This is a genomic window from Mesotoga prima MesG1.Ag.4.2, from assembly GCF_000147715.2.
Lineage (GTDB): Bacteria > Thermotogota > Thermotogae > Petrotogales > Kosmotogaceae > Mesotoga > Mesotoga prima.
Genome location: NC_017934.1, coordinates 1003128 through 1019538, shown reverse-complemented (window position 1 = coordinate 1019538; position 16411 = coordinate 1003128). Strand labels below are relative to the sequence as shown.

Below are 16411 nucleotides of genomic sequence, written 5' to 3'. Positions count from 1 at the left end.
TCAAGACAGGCCAGAATAAATTCACTGCATCATTTAATCGGTAGAGAACCAGTGAGGTTTGACTTTTGTTCTTTTCACTAACTGTTTTTTGCATCCCTCTCCCCAATCAACTTAGATGCGTTTAACCAAGCATGTCTTTCCTGCCCAACGGGAGTTGTGTTTCTGTAATCATGTTTAGAAATGTAGTTTTCCATCTCTGCTGTGAGGTCCTCATATTTATTTCTTTGGGTTCCAGCTAGCCACTGGCCGCATGAATTTCTCATATTCTTGATGATGTATCTTGAATGATTCACACAAAAAACGGATCTGGAGTTCTCATATGACCTCTGTACTTCATCTCTTTGAAGAAACTTCACGAAGGCAGAAAGATAGATTCTCTCACTATTACTGGCCACGGAACACAGAACGCAGCTCCCAGATTTCGGCTTTTTTCTAGACAAGAATCCGACATCTTTTTCATCAAGCCACGAAACTTGAGCAGCAAGAATCTCTTTGAACATTATCGAGACTGCAAGGGATCCTACTTCGGATCTCTCTTTTGCTACTTCCACAATTCTCTTTAAGTGAACTGTGCAAAGCCCATTTCTTCTCAATTCCATTCGAGCACCTTCGTTGTGAAGAAGGTTGGAAAAGGCTCCGACTATCCACCCATCAACTGATTTCTCCATAGATCTGCAGACGGGACATAGTTCCCCTTCTTCAAGAAGGGAAATTATCTCGCTTTCAAGAACATTATCTGCTTTCAACAGCACACCGGCAAACGGAACTCATCTTCCAAGCCTCAGTAACCACGCATCGGAAGGACCTTGTATCGGGCGTTTTATATCGCGATCTGATGAGGAAGTTGTGCCAATTACTATCAATTCTCTTTTTTCGGTTTCATTTATTCTTCTTGCAAAATCATTTTCGGACCCGCCAAAAGTAGCTTCCCATTCTAAGTAACCGTCATACCCGAGCTTTATAACCCAAACGTCGCTCATACCTCTATTTTCGTGAAGGATATCGCCATCTGAAGAGTCAGTGTAACCACATATTGCAAATCCGCCGTCTGCAGTTTGAACGACGTCAAACCCTTCATCGTCCTCACTTCCGCCATATGTCTTGCTCCACTCTAGATCACCGTCAGAAGAGAACTTCAGTACCCAGAGATCTTTCCCACCTTTGTTCTCATTGATGTCGCCTCCGGCAGATTCAGTGAAACCAACTGCTATATATCCATCGTTGACCTCTTTTATCACATTGGCACGTTCATCGTTCTGCCCGCCGAAGAGATCTTGCCATTCAATTTCCAGCTGAGAATCGAGTTTGAGAACCCACAAGTCCTCGCCCGTCGATCTGCTGAGTGAATTTAGATCTCCATCGGAAGAAGTCGAGTATCCGCAGACGATGTATCCACCTTCCTTTGTCTGCATTGCGTAGAGAAGACCGTCTTCCGCGCTGCCACCAAAGACCTTAATGAGGTCTGTGATGAGAGTACCGCTGGAGCTCATCAACGCTACCCAACCATCCTTTGACCCGTGGTAGCCGCTGTTTGCGAAATTCGAGTCTGAAGAACCTGTAATCCCTGTGATTATAAGCTTCTCGCCTATAGTGGTATTCACCGAACGAATCTCATCGTCTCCGCTTCCACCTATATAAGTCTGCCATCTGAGTGAGCCATCGTTGTGCATCATAATAACGTATCCGTCAGTACCCCCATGATATGGATAACCGCTTCCGGAATATGCTATATCACTTGAGTCCGACCAGCCGGCCGATACGTAACCGCCAGCAATTCTGACTGTATCCATAAGTGACTCCTCATCGCTTCCTCCATAACACAACTGTGGTTCCACAACATAATTATTTGATTCGTATTGAAGAAAAGGAATCCAAAAGTCACTCTTGCCTTTGTTTTCGAGAATAAGAGAGCTGTCGGTGGAACTTGAAGTGATTCCTATTAAAATCTCATTTGAGTTTTCGACAACCAGGCCGGTCCCATTTTCATAGCCTGAACCTCCATACGTAATCTCGTGAACAAGTCTTGGGCTGTATATCGCTTTAATTGTTGTGTTTTCTTCTATTTCAACTGCGATCTCCGCCGTTTGTCTCAGTTCATTGTTTATCAACCAACCTTCAAAGTCATATCCGGGAACGAGCGGTGCCTTTACAACTATGTTCTGTCCCTTTCTGGCAGAAAAGCTGTACGGCAGCTCCCTCTCTCTGTTTCCTACTTCGATCTTTTCAATCAACGGTGTACAGCTCACTACAACTGAATACCGTCGAAAAACACATCCCGAAAGTGCAATGACCAAAACCAAACATAAGATTAGTAATAAAGACGACAGCCTTCTGTGCATTAGATCACCCCCGTTTTTTCATCCTCATAATAAACATTGTATAACGGATACAAAGAATATTACAAACTACCAAACTCAGATGGTGGGTATTGCAATTTTCTCGCGTTGTGATAACATAATTGACGACTACAGAATGGTGGTGATCTGGTGGAGGATGGGTATTGCATCAATTATCATGAGTGTCCAGTTGTAAGGGCTTACGAAAATGGAAAGATCAACAGGGAATGGATCGAGATGTACTGTGAAAAGGATTGGACAGAATGTGCTAGATTTCGCCTAGATGATTTACTATCGGTCTCGACGGATTTTGTCCTTCCAGACGGCAGTATTGAAGAGAGACTAAGCAAGTAAAAATGAATGATAGCCTACATAAGGTGTCCTTGAGATAAAACCAAGAACTAATGACAACTGTCACTGTCTCTCTTCGCTGAGCGACACTCGACAAGAAGCGCCAGCAAGACTTGTTCTCATTAAGATGGAGATAGTTTTCATAAGATAATAATAATAAAAGCCCATCACAGCCACCATATATCATTTCCATTTTCCAAAGGAATTGTATTTTGAATAAGATGGCAATCAGCTTCTACGTATGAGTCAAAAAGCAGAATTGTTTTATTGAAAAACTGAGATGTTTCTTCTTTTAAGTCTAATTCCTTACTAAGTCATTGATTTCTGTTGAACTAACTTCAGATTACAAGAGTCAAACCAACTAATGGGTGTATTTTCGGATGAATGCGCGGATTTTCAGACCACTTAAGCGGTCTCAGGGAGATGTTTACTGAAAAGCAAATCTACATTGAAAAGGGGGTATTTTTGATGAAGAAGCTTTTGGTAACAGTCCTAGTTGTTCTCTCCACCGCATTGATCTCTAGCACTGTTTCGGTTATTGGTCCCTGGTCTGGCGTTGAGATGGACGCTTTCCTTCCAGTCCTCGAAGAATTCAAGGCAAAGACAGGCATCGATTACACCTACCAGACATACAGGGCAGAAGACCTGGCAAATGTTCTGCCGGCACAGTTTTCTGCAAAGAAGGCACCAGCAGACGTGATCTTCATGTGGTCGAACTTCATTACAAGCAACACACAACACGTGGTTGATTTATCTGATGTGATTGATACCGATGCGTATATTCCGGGTGCACTCGACAATGTCAAGACTTCAGACGGGAGAGTCTTCGGGATTTCTTACACCGCAAAAGTCAAACCGGGGTTCTGGTACAGAAAATCCTTCTTTGAAAGCCATGGTTTGAAGGCACCTACTACATGGGATGAATTTGTTGCTCTCCTTGAAAAAATCGAGACTATACCAGGAGTGAAGGACGCTATTGCAAGCGGCAATGGAGTAGGGTGGCCTCTTTCAGATGTCACCGAACACTTCCTAATTACCTTTGGCGGCCCCGAACTCCAGAAGGACCTAATCGAAGGAAACACGACCTGGAGGAGTTACGCGGTCAGGAACGCCATGGAAAAGCTAGTCTATCTTCTCGAAAAGGGATACTTCAGTGAACCCACAGAGTGGACAACTATACTCGAGCAGTGGTGGAACGGAGATTACGGTCTTTACTTCATGGGACAGTGGATAACGGGAATGGTAGACGACCCGAATGATCTGGCTGTCTTCAGTCTTCCGGGAAATCGCGGGATGGTTTTCAGTATTGACTATGCATTTGTGCCCGAATACGCAACCAACAAGGCAGAAGCTCTGGAACTTGTGAAATTCCTTTCGAGTGTGGAAGGTCAGAGCATTCAGGTTGCGCAGGGTGGCCATATTGCAACCGTCGGAGTCGACATGTCTAATTATCCTGCGGTCGACAAGGAGATTGCGAAGTTGACAGAGGGTGTTGAGACATTAAATGATCTCGATGATTCCATCGGCGGTCTCTGGCAGACAGCATTCTGGGACCAGCTTAAACTAATCTGGGTAAGACCGGAAAGGCTTGACGACGCGCTGATGGACCTTGATGAAAAAATGCCGAAGTAATCGATTTCTCTAAGTGGGGCCCATCTGGGTCCCACTTCTTTCTTCGGGGGTGATCTAGTTGGCTTTGAGAAAGGCAAAATTCAGGCACTTCAGCTACTTCATTCTGCCGGCGTTGTTGCTTCTAGTGATTTTCGTTTTATATCCTACGTTCAACACGATTTTCCTGAGCTTTGTTGACAGCGAAGGGAACCTTTCACTCTCAAACTACAGAGAAGTGTTTTCCAGCAGGGATATCCTAGATCCCCGGGGACTAGAGAGAGGTTTTCCTTTTGGTTCACTTATTCATAACTTAATGTGGATCGCGATCCATCTGCCATTAACTACCCTTGTGGGTTTATTTCTGGCTATCCTTCTGCGAGACGTAAAGGGAGGGGGAATAGTAAAGTCGATAATATTCCTTGGCATGGTTATGCCAATGATAGTGGGCGGAATAATGATTCGATTCATGTTCGAGGAAAACGTTGGCGTTGTGAATCTAGTTCTGCAGACACTTGGACTGGAAGGTAAGACTTGGACAGCATATCCAGAGACGGCTCTCTTTGCACTGATCTTCGGCTCTGTCTGGTTGTGGACAGGCTTCTCAATGATTCTCTATTCTGCCGGGCTTGAGACTATTCCCAACACATACTATGAAGCAGCCCAGATAGACGGCGCATCAAAGTTCAAAATGCTACTTAAGATAACGATTCCATTGTTGAAACCAATCACCGTTGTCGTACTTACAATGACTCTGCTGTGGGAACTGAAGGTCTTCGATATTGTTTATATTGCAACTATGGGAGGGCCAGGTGGTTCATCAAACGTTCTTGCGCTTCAAATGTATCTTTATGGCTTTCGAGAGTGGGACTTTGGAAAATCTGCAGTAGTTGCGGTTTTAATTACCGCTTCAACTCTACTGGCTGCGATTCCCATGATGAAATCGGCGGGAGATGAGGCAGAATGAGAAAGTCAAGGAGAGAGATTGTTCTAAAAACAGTCATTGCCTGGATTATCGCCCTCATATGGATCCTTCCGTTGATGGGCGTAGTTATGACAGCAATTAGGCCCTTTAGTGAAGTATTGGACGGTTGGTGGAGTCTCAAGCCGTTCACTGCAACTCTATCAAACTTCACCGGGGCACTTAATCATCGTACAGCACCACTTTATAGGGGGATGATCAACTCTCTGTTAATTGCTCTTCCCTCTACGGTAATCCCCTTAATGCTAGCAACATTGGCAGGCTTTGGAATTTCCAGATATGGATTCCCGTTCAGGAAGACGTTTATTCTAACCGTTGTGCTCACTCTTGCGCTCCCTCAGCAGATGATTGCTATTCCTATCTTTAAAATAATGAGCACTCTAGGGTTGGTAGACACTTACTTCGGTCTTATTCTTCTCCACACTGCGTGGGGAATACCATGGATAACTTTCTTCATGCGTAATTACTTCAAGACTCTTCCGACCGATATGGAGGAGGCAGCCAGAATCGATGGAGCCGGAGACTTGGGTATCTTCTTCAGGATTGTACTTCCCAATGCTTTCCCGGCAATTGCTTCGTCCTCTGCTTTGCAGTTCACATGGGTATGGAGCGACTTTTTCCTTGCTCTTATTCTCATCTATTCTCCGGACAAACTCCTGGCAACTCAAAGGATTCCATTAATGCGAGGGGTTTACCATGTCGACTGGGGACTACTCTCCGCTGCATCTTTGATGGTGATGATCGTTCCAATTCTTATCTACGTATTGCTTCAAAGATATTACGTCAAAGGAATGGTCGGATGGACAATAAAATAGCGGCCTTCTTCCGTCGTAAAGCTGGTTTTGAAGGAATCAAATTTCCTTAATGACTGTCGATCGTACTTCTATATTCACTCGCAAAGCAGCACTATCAGATCGTTTACATTTGTACCAGTCGGCCCCGTAATGAATAAGTCGCCTGACTTTTCCAGAGCGTGGTAGGAATCGTTGTCGAGCAGAAATAACTGTGGATCTATGCCAGCATCCAACATTTTTCGAACCGTTCTTCCATCGACAATGGCGCCAGCTGCATCGGTAGGCCCATCGGTACCATCGGTGCCGACACAGGCCAGCGTAACACCACCCATTTCCCCAATCCCTAAAGAGAATGCAAGAGCAAGCTCCTGACATCTTCCTCCCAGACCTCTGCCTCTAACATGCACAACTGTTTCACCGCCAATGATCAGAGCGGCCGGCTTTTCCACTGGTCTGTTGTGTGCTTCTTCTCTTGCGATAGATGCCAGAAAAACACCGGCATCTCTTGCTTCGCAATCTAACGAAGTTGTGAGGATAGTGGCGTTATATCCAATCTCTCTGGCAAATGTTGCTGCAGATTCACAGACTCTCGCAACACTTCCGATAATCTCAGTTTGAACGTTAAACAGGCGGTCAGGAGTCTCTACCATCAGAGCCTCAATGATTCTGGAATCAACATCAATAGCGTACTTCTCAAGGACTGCAAGCGCCTGGTCACTTGTACTGCTATCGGGGTAAGCCGGTCCTGAAGCGATCGAATCAAGACGGTCTCCTAAAACATCGGAAAGAACAAGCGTATAGACCTGAGAGGGAGAGACCAGCTTTGCAAAACGCCCTCCTTTTACTGAAGAAAGGTGTTTTCTCACCGTGTTGATTTCGACGATGCTTGCACCTGAACGGAATAGACGATTGTTGACATCAACAAGATCCTCAAGCATCACCCCCTCCAATGGTTTTTCGAAGAGAGCCGATCCGCCTCCCGAAATAAGAAAGAGAATCTTTTCCGGCTTCAATTCCTCAATTCTTTTGAGAGCATAATCTGTAGCTTCAACGGTCTTTCTGTCAAGTATCGGATGCCCGGCTTCGAAAATCTCTACGCGTTCGATATCTCCCTGACTGTAGCCATATTTCGTTATTACGATTCCCGCGCTTACTTCTTCACCAAGCTTGTCCATTGCAGCTTTGGTCATTCTCCAGGCTGCCTTGCCGACCGCCAAAAGGAATATAGGACCTTTCAGCCTAAGCTTTTCTAGAGCATTCTTAACGGAGCTTTCAGGCTGAACCGTTTCAATTGATCTCTCAACAATATACTTTGCTTCCTTTTTAAGTTCTCTCAAAATCGAACCTCCTTGACCAACCATTACGAGTAGAATTCTCTTCTCTGAGGGTAACCTACAAGAAGTTTCTGAATAACAATGCAAACTGTACAATTCTAGATGAATTAATTGTCAAGTTGAAGAAGGCCAGAAATCCGAGAAGAAGAAGTCCTTAGTAGCAATTTGTCTGTCACTATTACCCCACCTTACCGGTTCAAAAAAACTGCTTCTTTTTTGCGCCTTATCAAAAGAAGAAGACGGTGCAGAAACACCGTCTTCTCCCATAAACAGATTGCTCAGAGTAATATTGTCAGACCAAGATACGGCCCGGGGAGGAAGTTATAGAGAAGGCTTAGCCCAGCGGTCAAAATAATATTGTCCACTGGTCTCAGCACGAATTCCCATCCTCTACCAAAAACCGGAATAAAGAACAGGAATTTGCCATCAAATGTATAGGCATTTAGTTCACCTGGTGTCAGAGCCTTTTCGTAGTAGGTGCTAGCCTGGAAGATATAGAAGTCCATTCCTTCATAACCCGTTATGTTTCCAGCTAGATCATACACTACATCTCCGTAGAGACCCTGGCCGAGAATGAAGTTCTTCGGTGCTGCAACGAAAACCGATGCAACAAGAAGGACTGCCACAAGAATCAGGACTTTTTTCATTCGATTACCCCCTTTTGAGTGATATTGAGCTTGTTCTTACTTAACGATTTTACACTTAATACCCGCATCAAGTCAACGTATTTGCAATCTCAGAATGCAATTTCTGGCCTACAGTGTGCGTGATAACCATCAAGGTTCTAACCAGTTTTCACCATCAGAAGAGTATCCTAAGAGATCCAGGGTATCATCTCGAACTCTGTATTTCCAGAGAGTGTACAGATTCTCGACGCTTTCAGATAAGGCAAATCTAGTCTGAATCTCGTACGTGTACTCGCCCCATTCAACTTCTTCGTAATCGGACGAGACTATTTCCAGAAACCCTACATCCTCATTTACCTTAACAAGCCTCTGATTTATGAAGAGAAGCAAAGTCTCTTCAATCGTAGAAATGACACTCTCTGGATTGAACACCTCCACTCTGTCTCTCGTAGAAAAAACCATGAGAAACACAGAGAGTACAATCACGGCGATAATTGAGTACTTTCTGATGACAGCTTTTACTTCGCTGTCTCTTTCTGTCTCTAATGGATTATTATTGATCTGCTCTTCTTCGTTCAAAAAAACGACCCCTTTCGGGGTCAATTATACATAGCCTCTAATCAAAAAACTACAGCGACGCTCAGTATCACGGAACTCAAAACAGATGATAGAATAGCTGCCGGCCCCTCAAAGAAGAAACCTAGAACAGTGAAAGGAGATGCCGAAGCTCCTGCTCCAACTAGCAGTGTCTGATTGTTCTGAAGAACGAGAGCATAATCAAATCCGACCCCAATATAGGGGAAAATCACAACATTAGTACCAAACTCGTAATAGAAATTGACCTTCTGAAGCTCGAGAGGGCTGAAATATGTCTTCCAGGTCCATCCCAGACCGAGATTTGGACCCGTCCAGCCGGTGATGTTTCCAAAAACGTCCAGTTTGGCTTCTCCATAAACAGGGGAATATAATCCCGCCACAAGTGGCTTCCCATGTGTCTTATCTGGCCAAACTAAAAGGGGCTCTGAAAATACGGCAACTGCAATACCAAAAACGACAAGAATCAACAGCAACTTCTTCATGTCTATCCCTCCTCTAAGTGTATGAACTCAACCGGAGTCCTCTCCGATTATACAACAGGAGCAGGTAGAACCGATTGCTATTCATATTAGATCTACTGATTGTTGGAAACATAATCCTTTATATCCGAAATCTCGATCTGGTATTTTGTCTTCAGATCCTTCAACAACGAGCTCTTGGGTTCATCGATCGGCAGGCCAAAATATTCAAGGAATGCTTCAAAATCCGGGACCATCCTTTCGATCTCCAACAAGCTTGTAGAACCCTTGATATCAACTGAAGCGGATTGCCCATGATTTTCACTGCCAGTCTCTTTCTCTTCAATGACTGCTCCATCTCCAGATGTTTCAAAAGGCCATCTTCCGCTGAAGAGATATGTGAACAGCCCTGGAGGGCCACTAGCCATAACTTCTGAAACGACCGTCGACTCGTCCAAACCACTTGACTGGACAAATTCGATAATATTTTCAAAATCCACTTTGCTATGCTCGGCCAAAGATGAAATTGGTTCACCTAATTTTCCGATCAGTGCTGAAAGATGCTCCCTCGATATCACTTCTTCTTCACCGATAAAACCAAGAATTCCTGTAAGGTCCTTCACTTTGAGCTCAACAGAAACCATCTCAGGTATTCCAAGGCCATTAAAAAGCTGTTCCTTCGAGATCGGATAGTTCTCGACAATCTCCTCAAAAGATGTTGAACCCTTAATATCATCGGGGACTATGTATACTCTCGTCTTTTCCGTCTCAAATTTACCTGTCAAGACAGATAGGCCTACCGGCACCAAAAATGCTGAGAGAGCCAGTATTATGTAAGTCTTCACAGATACTGTCTTGCTGGCTTTTGATGACTTCTTAGAAAGACCGACCTCTATCGTAAGTGTTGAATTTGAGTTAGCTGGACAAATATCGACACACTTCATGCATCTGTTGCAGGCCGGGCTGTTCACACTGGAAACCTTCGAGACATTAATCCCTGCCGGACACACCTTATCGCATAGCCCACAATCGATACATGTTGAAGATTGCCTTCTAATACGAAAAATACTGAAGCGGTTGAATAGACCGTTGATCGCACCCAGTGGACAGGCATATCGACAGAAAGGTCTTTCGATGAACAGGGAAGCCCCAAGTGTAAGAAATACTGCAATATAACCGGACAATGCAATTTCATCCGTCCAAATATTGAAAAGATTATAATAGGGGTCGAAACTACTGAATGAAAGCGTGCCGATTCTAGCTGTTTGAACAATTACGAAGATCAACATGGCATACTTTCCAAGACTTAGGATTTTGTTGAGACCTGCTGGGACCTTATTGTAATGTGATCTGAGGAGTTTTCTACCAGCTTTCCCAATCCACTCCTGAACACTTCCTAGCGGACAAATCCATCCACAGAAGAAAGCTCCGGCAATGACTAGTGAAATGAGCAAGCCACCCAGTACAAAAAGGTTGGAAGGATGTATCTTCTGGACGTAGGTGCCATCAGAGACAAGATTGTATAGCGTAACGACACCGCCGAAGGGACAGACAGCATGGAGACTTGTCGTGCCAGCCAGCTCCGCTATGCCCTTCTCAGAAAGATAGTGACCAACACTTATGTAGAGAACAAGAAGGAGAAACAGTAACTGCGTAGCAATTCGTGGCACTCTATGGCGACTTTTCACAGTCTTCACATCCTCAACCAGGCGATAAACTATTTGACTTGATTAACCTTAGAGTTAGCTTAGAAGCTGAAATGCTAGAATTGTATTATTAGATCTGGTAGGGGGGATGAAAGTGGGAAGAATAATCGTGCTTGCCGGAAATGTTGGTGCAGGCAAGTCTACTATAGCAAGCGCCATTGCTGAAGGCCTTGGTTTCAATATTCACTACGAATCGGTCTCCGACAATCCCTTCCTTGAGGATTTCTATTACGATCAGAAGAGATGGTCGTATCATCTCCAGACTTACTTTCTATACCACAGATACTGCTCCCTAAAGAGTGCCGAGGTGAATGAAAATACGGTATTTGATCGTTCAATATACGAAGACAAAGAGATTTTCGCTCGAAACCTTTTCGAGACCGGAAAGATGTCCGACAGGGAATTCAAGGCGTATGTGACAATGTTCGACTCGATGATCAAGTATCTCAAGAAGCCTGATCTCCTGGTCTATATAGATGCCGATGTTGACACCATTCTGGCGAGAATAAGACGCAGGGGAAGACAAATGGAAACTGCGGTCCCTATTGCCTACTGGGAACAACTCGATAGACTTTACTCCAGCTGGATAAGAGATTACGATCTTTCGCCGATTTACAAGATAGATGCGAGATCCGTCGATATTGTGATCAATCCGGAGAAGGCCCAGCAGATCACGAAGGAGATTATGAGAATTCTATAGGACCCCAAACCTTCTCTTAACACCTTTGCGCGAAACGTTACTTGACATTTGATATCCAGTGCTGATACTATCGTTTATCAAAACACGACGAAGGTGATCTCTGTGAGAATTAGTTTCAGTTCATCGATCAGAACAAACAAGCTTCATCATCACAGACTGCGGCGCCCGGTTCCGGGAGGCGGCACTCTTTAGTCGTGCTCTCTCAGAATTCAACAGACCGGGCTTATAGCCCGGTCTTTTTATTTTAATGGAGGTGTACTATGAAGAAGTTACTGCTGGTTTTGGTTTTACTCTGTATGACCCTGGCATTTGGAAGTCTCATCGATGACGTCAAGCAGAGAGGTGTACTGCGAGTCGGACAGGACGCAGGCTATATGCCCCTTTACGGAACGAATCCCGACGGCGACCGCATAGGGCTGGAAGTCGATATTCTGAAGAAGATGGCCGAGATACTAGATGTGAAGCTGGAATTTGTTGTTGTAAACTGGGACGGAATAATTCCCGCTCTCGTTTCGAACAAGTTCGACATCATCTGGTCTGCGATGACTATTACTCCGGAAAGGGCACTGAGAGTCAACTTTACTGATCCGTATCTAACTGTGGGTCAGATAATTCTCTACAACACGAACAAGTATGAACTCCCACCTACTGAAGAAGATTTGAACGATCCAGATGTCAAGATCGCCGTACAACTTGGATCGACAGGTGCGGAGGCTGCGAACAGACTTCTCTCCGAAGCTCAGATCTTCATGTTTGAGACAATCGACGAGGCGGCCTTCCAGGTGGCTTCGGGGCGGGCCGACGCAATGATCTTCGACTCGATCTACGCGAGATTCATGGCCAAGAAATACGACCAGCTTGAAGTGACTGAAGACCTCCTCACCAGAGAGGACTTCGGCGTGGCTATCCCAAAGGGCGATTTCGAGACGCTCCAATGGATGAACACTTTCATTCAGTGGATAAAGACAACGGGTACACTCCAAGAACTCCAAGACTACTGGTTCGTAGAATACGAGCCTGAGTTCTAAGGACGGTTTTTATGTCAAGAGCGATGTCGAAGATTACTCTGGGGATTATTGTCGCCGGTCTACTCTGGTTCTCCTACTCATCTGTATCGGCCGTTTACCCCTTTAACTGGAGCACCCTGACGAAGTATTACAAACTTTTTCTAGACGGCATAATGACTACTCTTCAGCTAAGTGTCATCGCTCTTGCTCTTGCAGTGATTGTCGGAATAGCCGTAGCTCTCGCAAGAGATTCAAAGGTCAACCTTTTTCGTGATGCCGGTACACTGTATGTCTGGTTTTTCAGGAACATGCCATTACTGGTCGTCATCCTTCTTGTTTACTACGGCTTTGGATCGGCCGTCAATGTTGATAGATTCTGGGCCGGCGTGATCTCCCTCTCGTTGTTTGAGGGAGCCTACGTTGGTGAGATCTTTCGAGCCGGCATTGACGCCGTTCCTTCTGGGGAGAAGGAGGCCGGAGAAGCGATGGGCCTGTATAGGAGCCAAATAATGTTTTCGATCGTATTTCCTCAGGCATTCAGGATCTCAATCCCGCCTCTTATAGGTCAGCTGGTCACTCTGATAAAGGACAGCTCTCTCGTATCAGTCATCGCACTGGGCGATCTCACAATGAAAGCGAGACAGGTCGGAACTCAAACTCTGGCGGTCTTTGAAGCTTATATAGTACTGGCCGCCTGCTATCTCGTAATGACCTCCCTTGTATCTCTAGTGGGAAGGATACTTGAAAGGAGGCTCGCTATTCCATGAAGGATGAAAAAGTAATACTCAAACTCTCGAACCTGACCAAGTCATTTGACGGCCAGGTGGTTCTTAAGGATGTCTCCTTTGAAGTCAAGGAGGGTGACGTGATTGCCGTTCTCGGCGCTTCCGGGGCAGGAAAGACAACTCTCCTCCGCTGTATCAACAATTTGATCACTCCCGACAGGGGCGAGGTGTTTTTCAAAGGTAGTCAGGTGCAGCGAACGAAGCATTCAATAAGGGCCTTCAGGTCAAGAGTTGGATTCGTATTTCAGAGATTCAACTTGATAAGTCACCTCAAAATCATCGACAATGTTGCGCTTCCTCTCGTCAAAGTTAAAAACATGACTTGGGCCGATGCCAGAAAGGCGGCCGAAGTTCAGCTAAGTCAAGTCGGCCTCGCCGACAAGTTGAACAATCACCCGTCTCAGCTTTCAGGAGGCCAGCAGCAGAGAGTGGGCATAGCCAGAGCACTAGTCATGAATCCCGATATCGTGCTCCTGGACGAACCTACTTCCGCTCTCGATCCGTCGCTCGTCGGTGAGGTCATGAGGGTAATCAGGCGGCTTTCTTCGGAAGGTAGAACCATGATTATCGTCACGCACGAAGTTGAATTTGCAAAGCACATTGCCAATCGTGTGATCTTCTTCAAGAACGGTGAAATCTCAGCGGATTGCAGTCCAGCCCAGTTCTTCGACTCAATGTCGGAGGAAATAGCCGAGTTTTTGACGGACCTCTCGGCAATTGTGTAGCACTTCCTTGCGATGACGGTTTCTCTAGTGATCTCTCAGTTAGAACCGGGCCTGGAAAGAGCAGAAGTGATGCTGGGAAGAACATCCCAGGAAGTGATGCCCGGAGTAACATCCTGGGAAGTGAGGCTCGCTGCGCGAGGAAGTGATGCTGTTTCGCAGGAAGCCTGTCAGGTCAGCGGGTTTTCGTTCTTGAGCGTTCAGCGGTTCTTAGAATGAGATCCCGTGCAAAAGCATCACGGGATGACAGTCTCTTCTTGTTTTCGTTATCTGACAGTCCTCTAATCTGTGTGAGATTCTTAGGCCCGACGAAGTCGGAACTGGCCTCGCCGAAGGCGAGACTGGCCAGGCAAAGCCTGACTGGTTCCTATTGTGAATAGACGTAGACAGACGTCAGGAGCTCGTCAGCCCACTATTCGAAAAGCTACGGGATTACAATATCAGACGATTATGCGATCTTTTGTAGGGGCGAACGGCCGTTCGCCCGAAAGAGGTCTTGGTTGGAATCTCTGCCTTTTACTCGAAAAAAGGGACCATAGGAGAAGCCGCAATGCGTCGAGAAGCATCGGCGGTCGCAATGCACTGAGGAGCATCAGTGGACGCAAGACTGGCGAAGAACCTGCCAGGACGCAATGCCCGCTTCGCGGGGAAAGAGCAGAGTCTAGGAGCGGGTTACGAGGATCGGGTTACTAGACCCGGGTTATGAAATTCGGGTTAGCAAGATCGGGTTGATAAAAGCGGGTTATGAGAATCGGGTTTTGAAGAACAGGATGCTGAATCAAGTTCAGAAGAATTTGTCGGCTGTTTGTAGGGGCGAACGGCTGTTCGCCCGAAAGAGCACTGATAAGGGAACCGAATTGGGGACGGACGAGCGCCTGAGGTCCCCGTCTATTCACACAAAAAGATCCGCTCAACCCTAGAGAAAACCCGCTGATCGCTGTGAAGACAACGTTGTCCGTCGGCGGTCCACCGTTCTCCGAGAAGAGCAGACGTCAATGAGGAGAAAATTCCAGAGGAAGGGTCATTTCTTGGTTAGTCAAAGTGAGATCAAAGATATGCATGTGACGGGGTAAGTTTCATCGCCAATCTTACTGGTTTCTTCTCTCTCTCTCTTCTCTCGTGAGCGCAGCGAACCTCTCCGCAATGCTTTTTCTCAATGGTCTTTGTTTGCCCGACGAAGTCGGAACTGGCCTCGCCGTAGGCGAGACTGGCCAGGCGAAGCCTGACTGGCCTGCGTCAGCAGACTGGCTTTTCTCGCTTTCTCGTGTTCTCGGCGAACTTCTCGACAATGGTTTTTCTCATCTTATTTCGATCTCAATTGTCAAAGGCATGTTTTTTTCGGGAATTGCCTGTTGCGTATTGATTTTAGCCCTCATGAATGGCAAACTATACTTAGTAAACCAAGTTGGAGGAACTCATGAGAAGGGTATGGTTGATACTTATGTTGTGTGTTGGCATGTTTTTGACTTCGTCCGTATTGATTTCTAAAGAGATAAGAACGATTTTCGTTACAGCACCGGCAAGCTTTCCCGAAAGATCGAAGCTCGAGGCCGGCGTAAGCGCCTTGAGAAATGTGGGATACAGAGTCATAGTAGGCAGAAGCTGCGAAGTCTCTCTTTCTTCTAGAGAAAAGGCAAATGAGCTGAACGACGCTTTTGCGAATCCGGAGTACGATGCAATTATTGCGGCGAGAGGAGGATATGGTTCGTACAACCTCCTCGATTGGCTCGATTGGGAGGTAATTGCTTCTAATCCAAAGCCTCTGGTAGGTTACAGCGATATCACGGCCTTGCTCCTCTCCATCTATTTCAAGACCGGTCAAACGACATTTCACGGTCCAATGGTTGCCGTTGAGCTTGGATCGGATACCAGGTCCGTCCAGAACATCGCCGCTATCTTCAATGGTGAAAGAACGATTCGCTTCAACTATCAGTCGATCCCGGTAATCGAAGGAAAGATGATCGGCAGATTAATTCCAGCCAATCTTTCATTGTTCCAGGCGCTTCAGGGAACAGAGTATCTCGGTTCTCTTAAGGACGCGATCCTCGTGCTTGAAGATGTGAGCGAGACAAAAGAGTCTCTTGAAAGGATGATCTGGAATATTGCACATCTCGATGACTTCTCATCTCTTAGGGGGGTCGTTTTTGCGGGATTCACGGAGATAAAGAACGGCGACCTGGATGATATCAAGAGAATGATTCACGACTATTTTCTCGATAAGGAAATACCCGTCTGGATTGGCTTACCAAGTTATCATGGTGACTTTCCTAAAGTCGTTCTTCCGGTGGGCCGCTGGGTAGAGATTGACATGGAAAAGGGAACAATAGAGATAGTATCGGTTCCCGAAGCGAAGATAAAATAGAGAAAAGAGCGCCAGGCGCTCTTTGCTTTTATACAATGGAATC

General features: G+C 45.8%; 16 protein-coding genes. 9 read left to right on the top strand and 7 right to left on the bottom strand.

The window, feature by feature from the left end; translation table 11 throughout:
• Window positions 1-77: 77 nt before the first annotated feature.
• Together THEBA_RS04965 and THEBA_RS04960 are read right to left on the bottom strand one after the other, a co-directional pair.
• Window positions 78-752: a DUF6062 family protein gene (locus THEBA_RS04965; protein WP_006492705.1), complete on the bottom strand. Its 675-nt coding sequence runs from the start codon at window positions 750-752 to the stop codon at window positions 78-80.
• Window positions 753-767: 15 nt separating this feature from the next.
• Window positions 768-2339: a hypothetical protein gene (locus THEBA_RS04960; protein WP_006492704.1), complete on the bottom strand. Its 1572-nt coding sequence runs from the start codon at window positions 2337-2339 to the stop codon at window positions 768-770.
• A gap of 147 nt (window positions 2340-2486) precedes the next feature.
• On the opposite strand from THEBA_RS04960, the gene THEBA_RS04955 reads away from it, so the two are divergent.
• The 4 genes from THEBA_RS04955 (at window position 2487) to THEBA_RS04940 (ending at window position 6092) form a co-directional block, all read left to right on the top strand.
• The gene (locus tag THEBA_RS04955; RefSeq protein WP_006492703.1) at window positions 2487-2690 is read left to right on the top strand and encodes a hypothetical protein; all 204 of its coding nucleotides are present in this window, start codon (window positions 2487-2489) and stop codon (window positions 2688-2690) included.
• A gap of 465 nt (window positions 2691-3155) precedes the next feature.
• Window positions 3156-4319 carry an ABC transporter substrate-binding protein gene (locus THEBA_RS04950; RefSeq protein WP_014730697.1) on the top strand — a complete coding sequence of 388 codons (1164 nt, stop codon included), beginning with the start codon at window positions 3156-3158 and terminating at the stop codon, window positions 4317-4319.
• Window positions 4320-4377: 58 nt separating this feature from the next.
• A complete protein-coding gene (locus THEBA_RS04945) occupies window positions 4378-5262 on the top strand; it encodes a carbohydrate ABC transporter permease (RefSeq protein ID WP_006492701.1) in 885 nt (294 codons plus the stop codon).
• Window positions 5259-6092 (top strand): carbohydrate ABC transporter permease, encoded by an 834-nt coding sequence (locus THEBA_RS04940; protein WP_014730696.1) that lies wholly within the window; start codon window positions 5259-5261, stop codon window positions 6090-6092. Before THEBA_RS04945 ends, THEBA_RS04940 begins: the two co-directional genes overlap by 4 nt.
• Window positions 6093-6166: 74 nt before the next feature.
• Here the strand turns inward: THEBA_RS04940 and THEBA_RS04935 are convergent, their stop codons facing one another.
• The 5 genes from THEBA_RS04935 to THEBA_RS04915 all read right to left on the bottom strand — a co-directional run bounded on the left by THEBA_RS04935 (window position 6167) and on the right by THEBA_RS04915 (window position 10774).
• Window positions 6167-7408 (bottom strand): glycerate kinase type-2 family protein, encoded by a 1242-nt coding sequence (locus THEBA_RS04935; protein ID WP_014730695.1) that lies wholly within the window; start codon window positions 7406-7408, stop codon window positions 6167-6169.
• A 275-nt stretch (window positions 7409-7683) separates the two neighbouring features.
• Window positions 7684-8052 (bottom strand): hypothetical protein, encoded by a 369-nt coding sequence (locus THEBA_RS04930; protein WP_006492698.1) that lies wholly within the window; start codon window positions 8050-8052, stop codon window positions 7684-7686.
• A 129-nt stretch (window positions 8053-8181) separates the two neighbouring features.
• Complete coding sequence (locus THEBA_RS04925; RefSeq protein ID WP_148269985.1) at window positions 8182-8610, bottom strand: hypothetical protein; 429 nt, start codon at window positions 8608-8610, stop codon at window positions 8182-8184.
• 41 nt (window positions 8611-8651) lie between these two features.
• Window positions 8652-9110, bottom strand: coding sequence for a hypothetical protein (locus THEBA_RS04920; protein WP_014730693.1), 459 nt, complete (start codon window positions 9108-9110; stop codon window positions 8652-8654).
• 92 nt (window positions 9111-9202) lie between these two features.
• Window positions 9203-10774: a 4Fe-4S binding protein gene (locus THEBA_RS04915; RefSeq protein WP_014730692.1), complete on the bottom strand. Its 1572-nt coding sequence runs from the start codon at window positions 10772-10774 to the stop codon at window positions 9203-9205.
• A 106-nt stretch (window positions 10775-10880) separates the two neighbouring features.
• On the opposite strand from THEBA_RS04915, the gene THEBA_RS04910 reads away from it, so the two are divergent.
• The 5 genes from THEBA_RS04910 (at window position 10881) to THEBA_RS04880 (ending at window position 16368) form a co-directional block, all read left to right on the top strand.
• Window positions 10881-11492 (top strand): deoxynucleoside kinase, encoded by a 612-nt coding sequence (locus THEBA_RS04910; protein ID WP_041928084.1) that lies wholly within the window; start codon window positions 10881-10883, stop codon window positions 11490-11492.
• 260 nt (window positions 11493-11752) lie between these two features.
• Window positions 11753-12520, top strand: coding sequence for a transporter substrate-binding domain-containing protein (locus tag THEBA_RS04905; RefSeq protein ID WP_014730690.1), 768 nt, complete (start codon window positions 11753-11755; stop codon window positions 12518-12520).
• Window positions 12521-12531: 11 nt separating this feature from the next.
• Window positions 12532-13266, top strand: a complete 735-nt coding sequence (locus THEBA_RS04900) for an amino acid ABC transporter permease (protein ID WP_014730689.1) — start codon at window positions 12532-12534, stop codon at window positions 13264-13266.
• Window positions 13263-14009, top strand: coding sequence for an amino acid ABC transporter ATP-binding protein (locus THEBA_RS04895; protein ID WP_014730688.1), 747 nt, complete (start codon window positions 13263-13265; stop codon window positions 14007-14009). Before THEBA_RS04900 ends, THEBA_RS04895 begins: the two co-directional genes overlap by 4 nt.
• Window positions 14010-15423: 1414 nt before the next feature.
• Window positions 15424-16368 (top strand): S66 peptidase family protein, encoded by a 945-nt coding sequence (locus THEBA_RS04880; protein ID WP_014730687.1) that lies wholly within the window; start codon window positions 15424-15426, stop codon window positions 16366-16368.
• The last annotated feature ends 43 nt before the right edge of the window (window positions 16369-16411 follow it).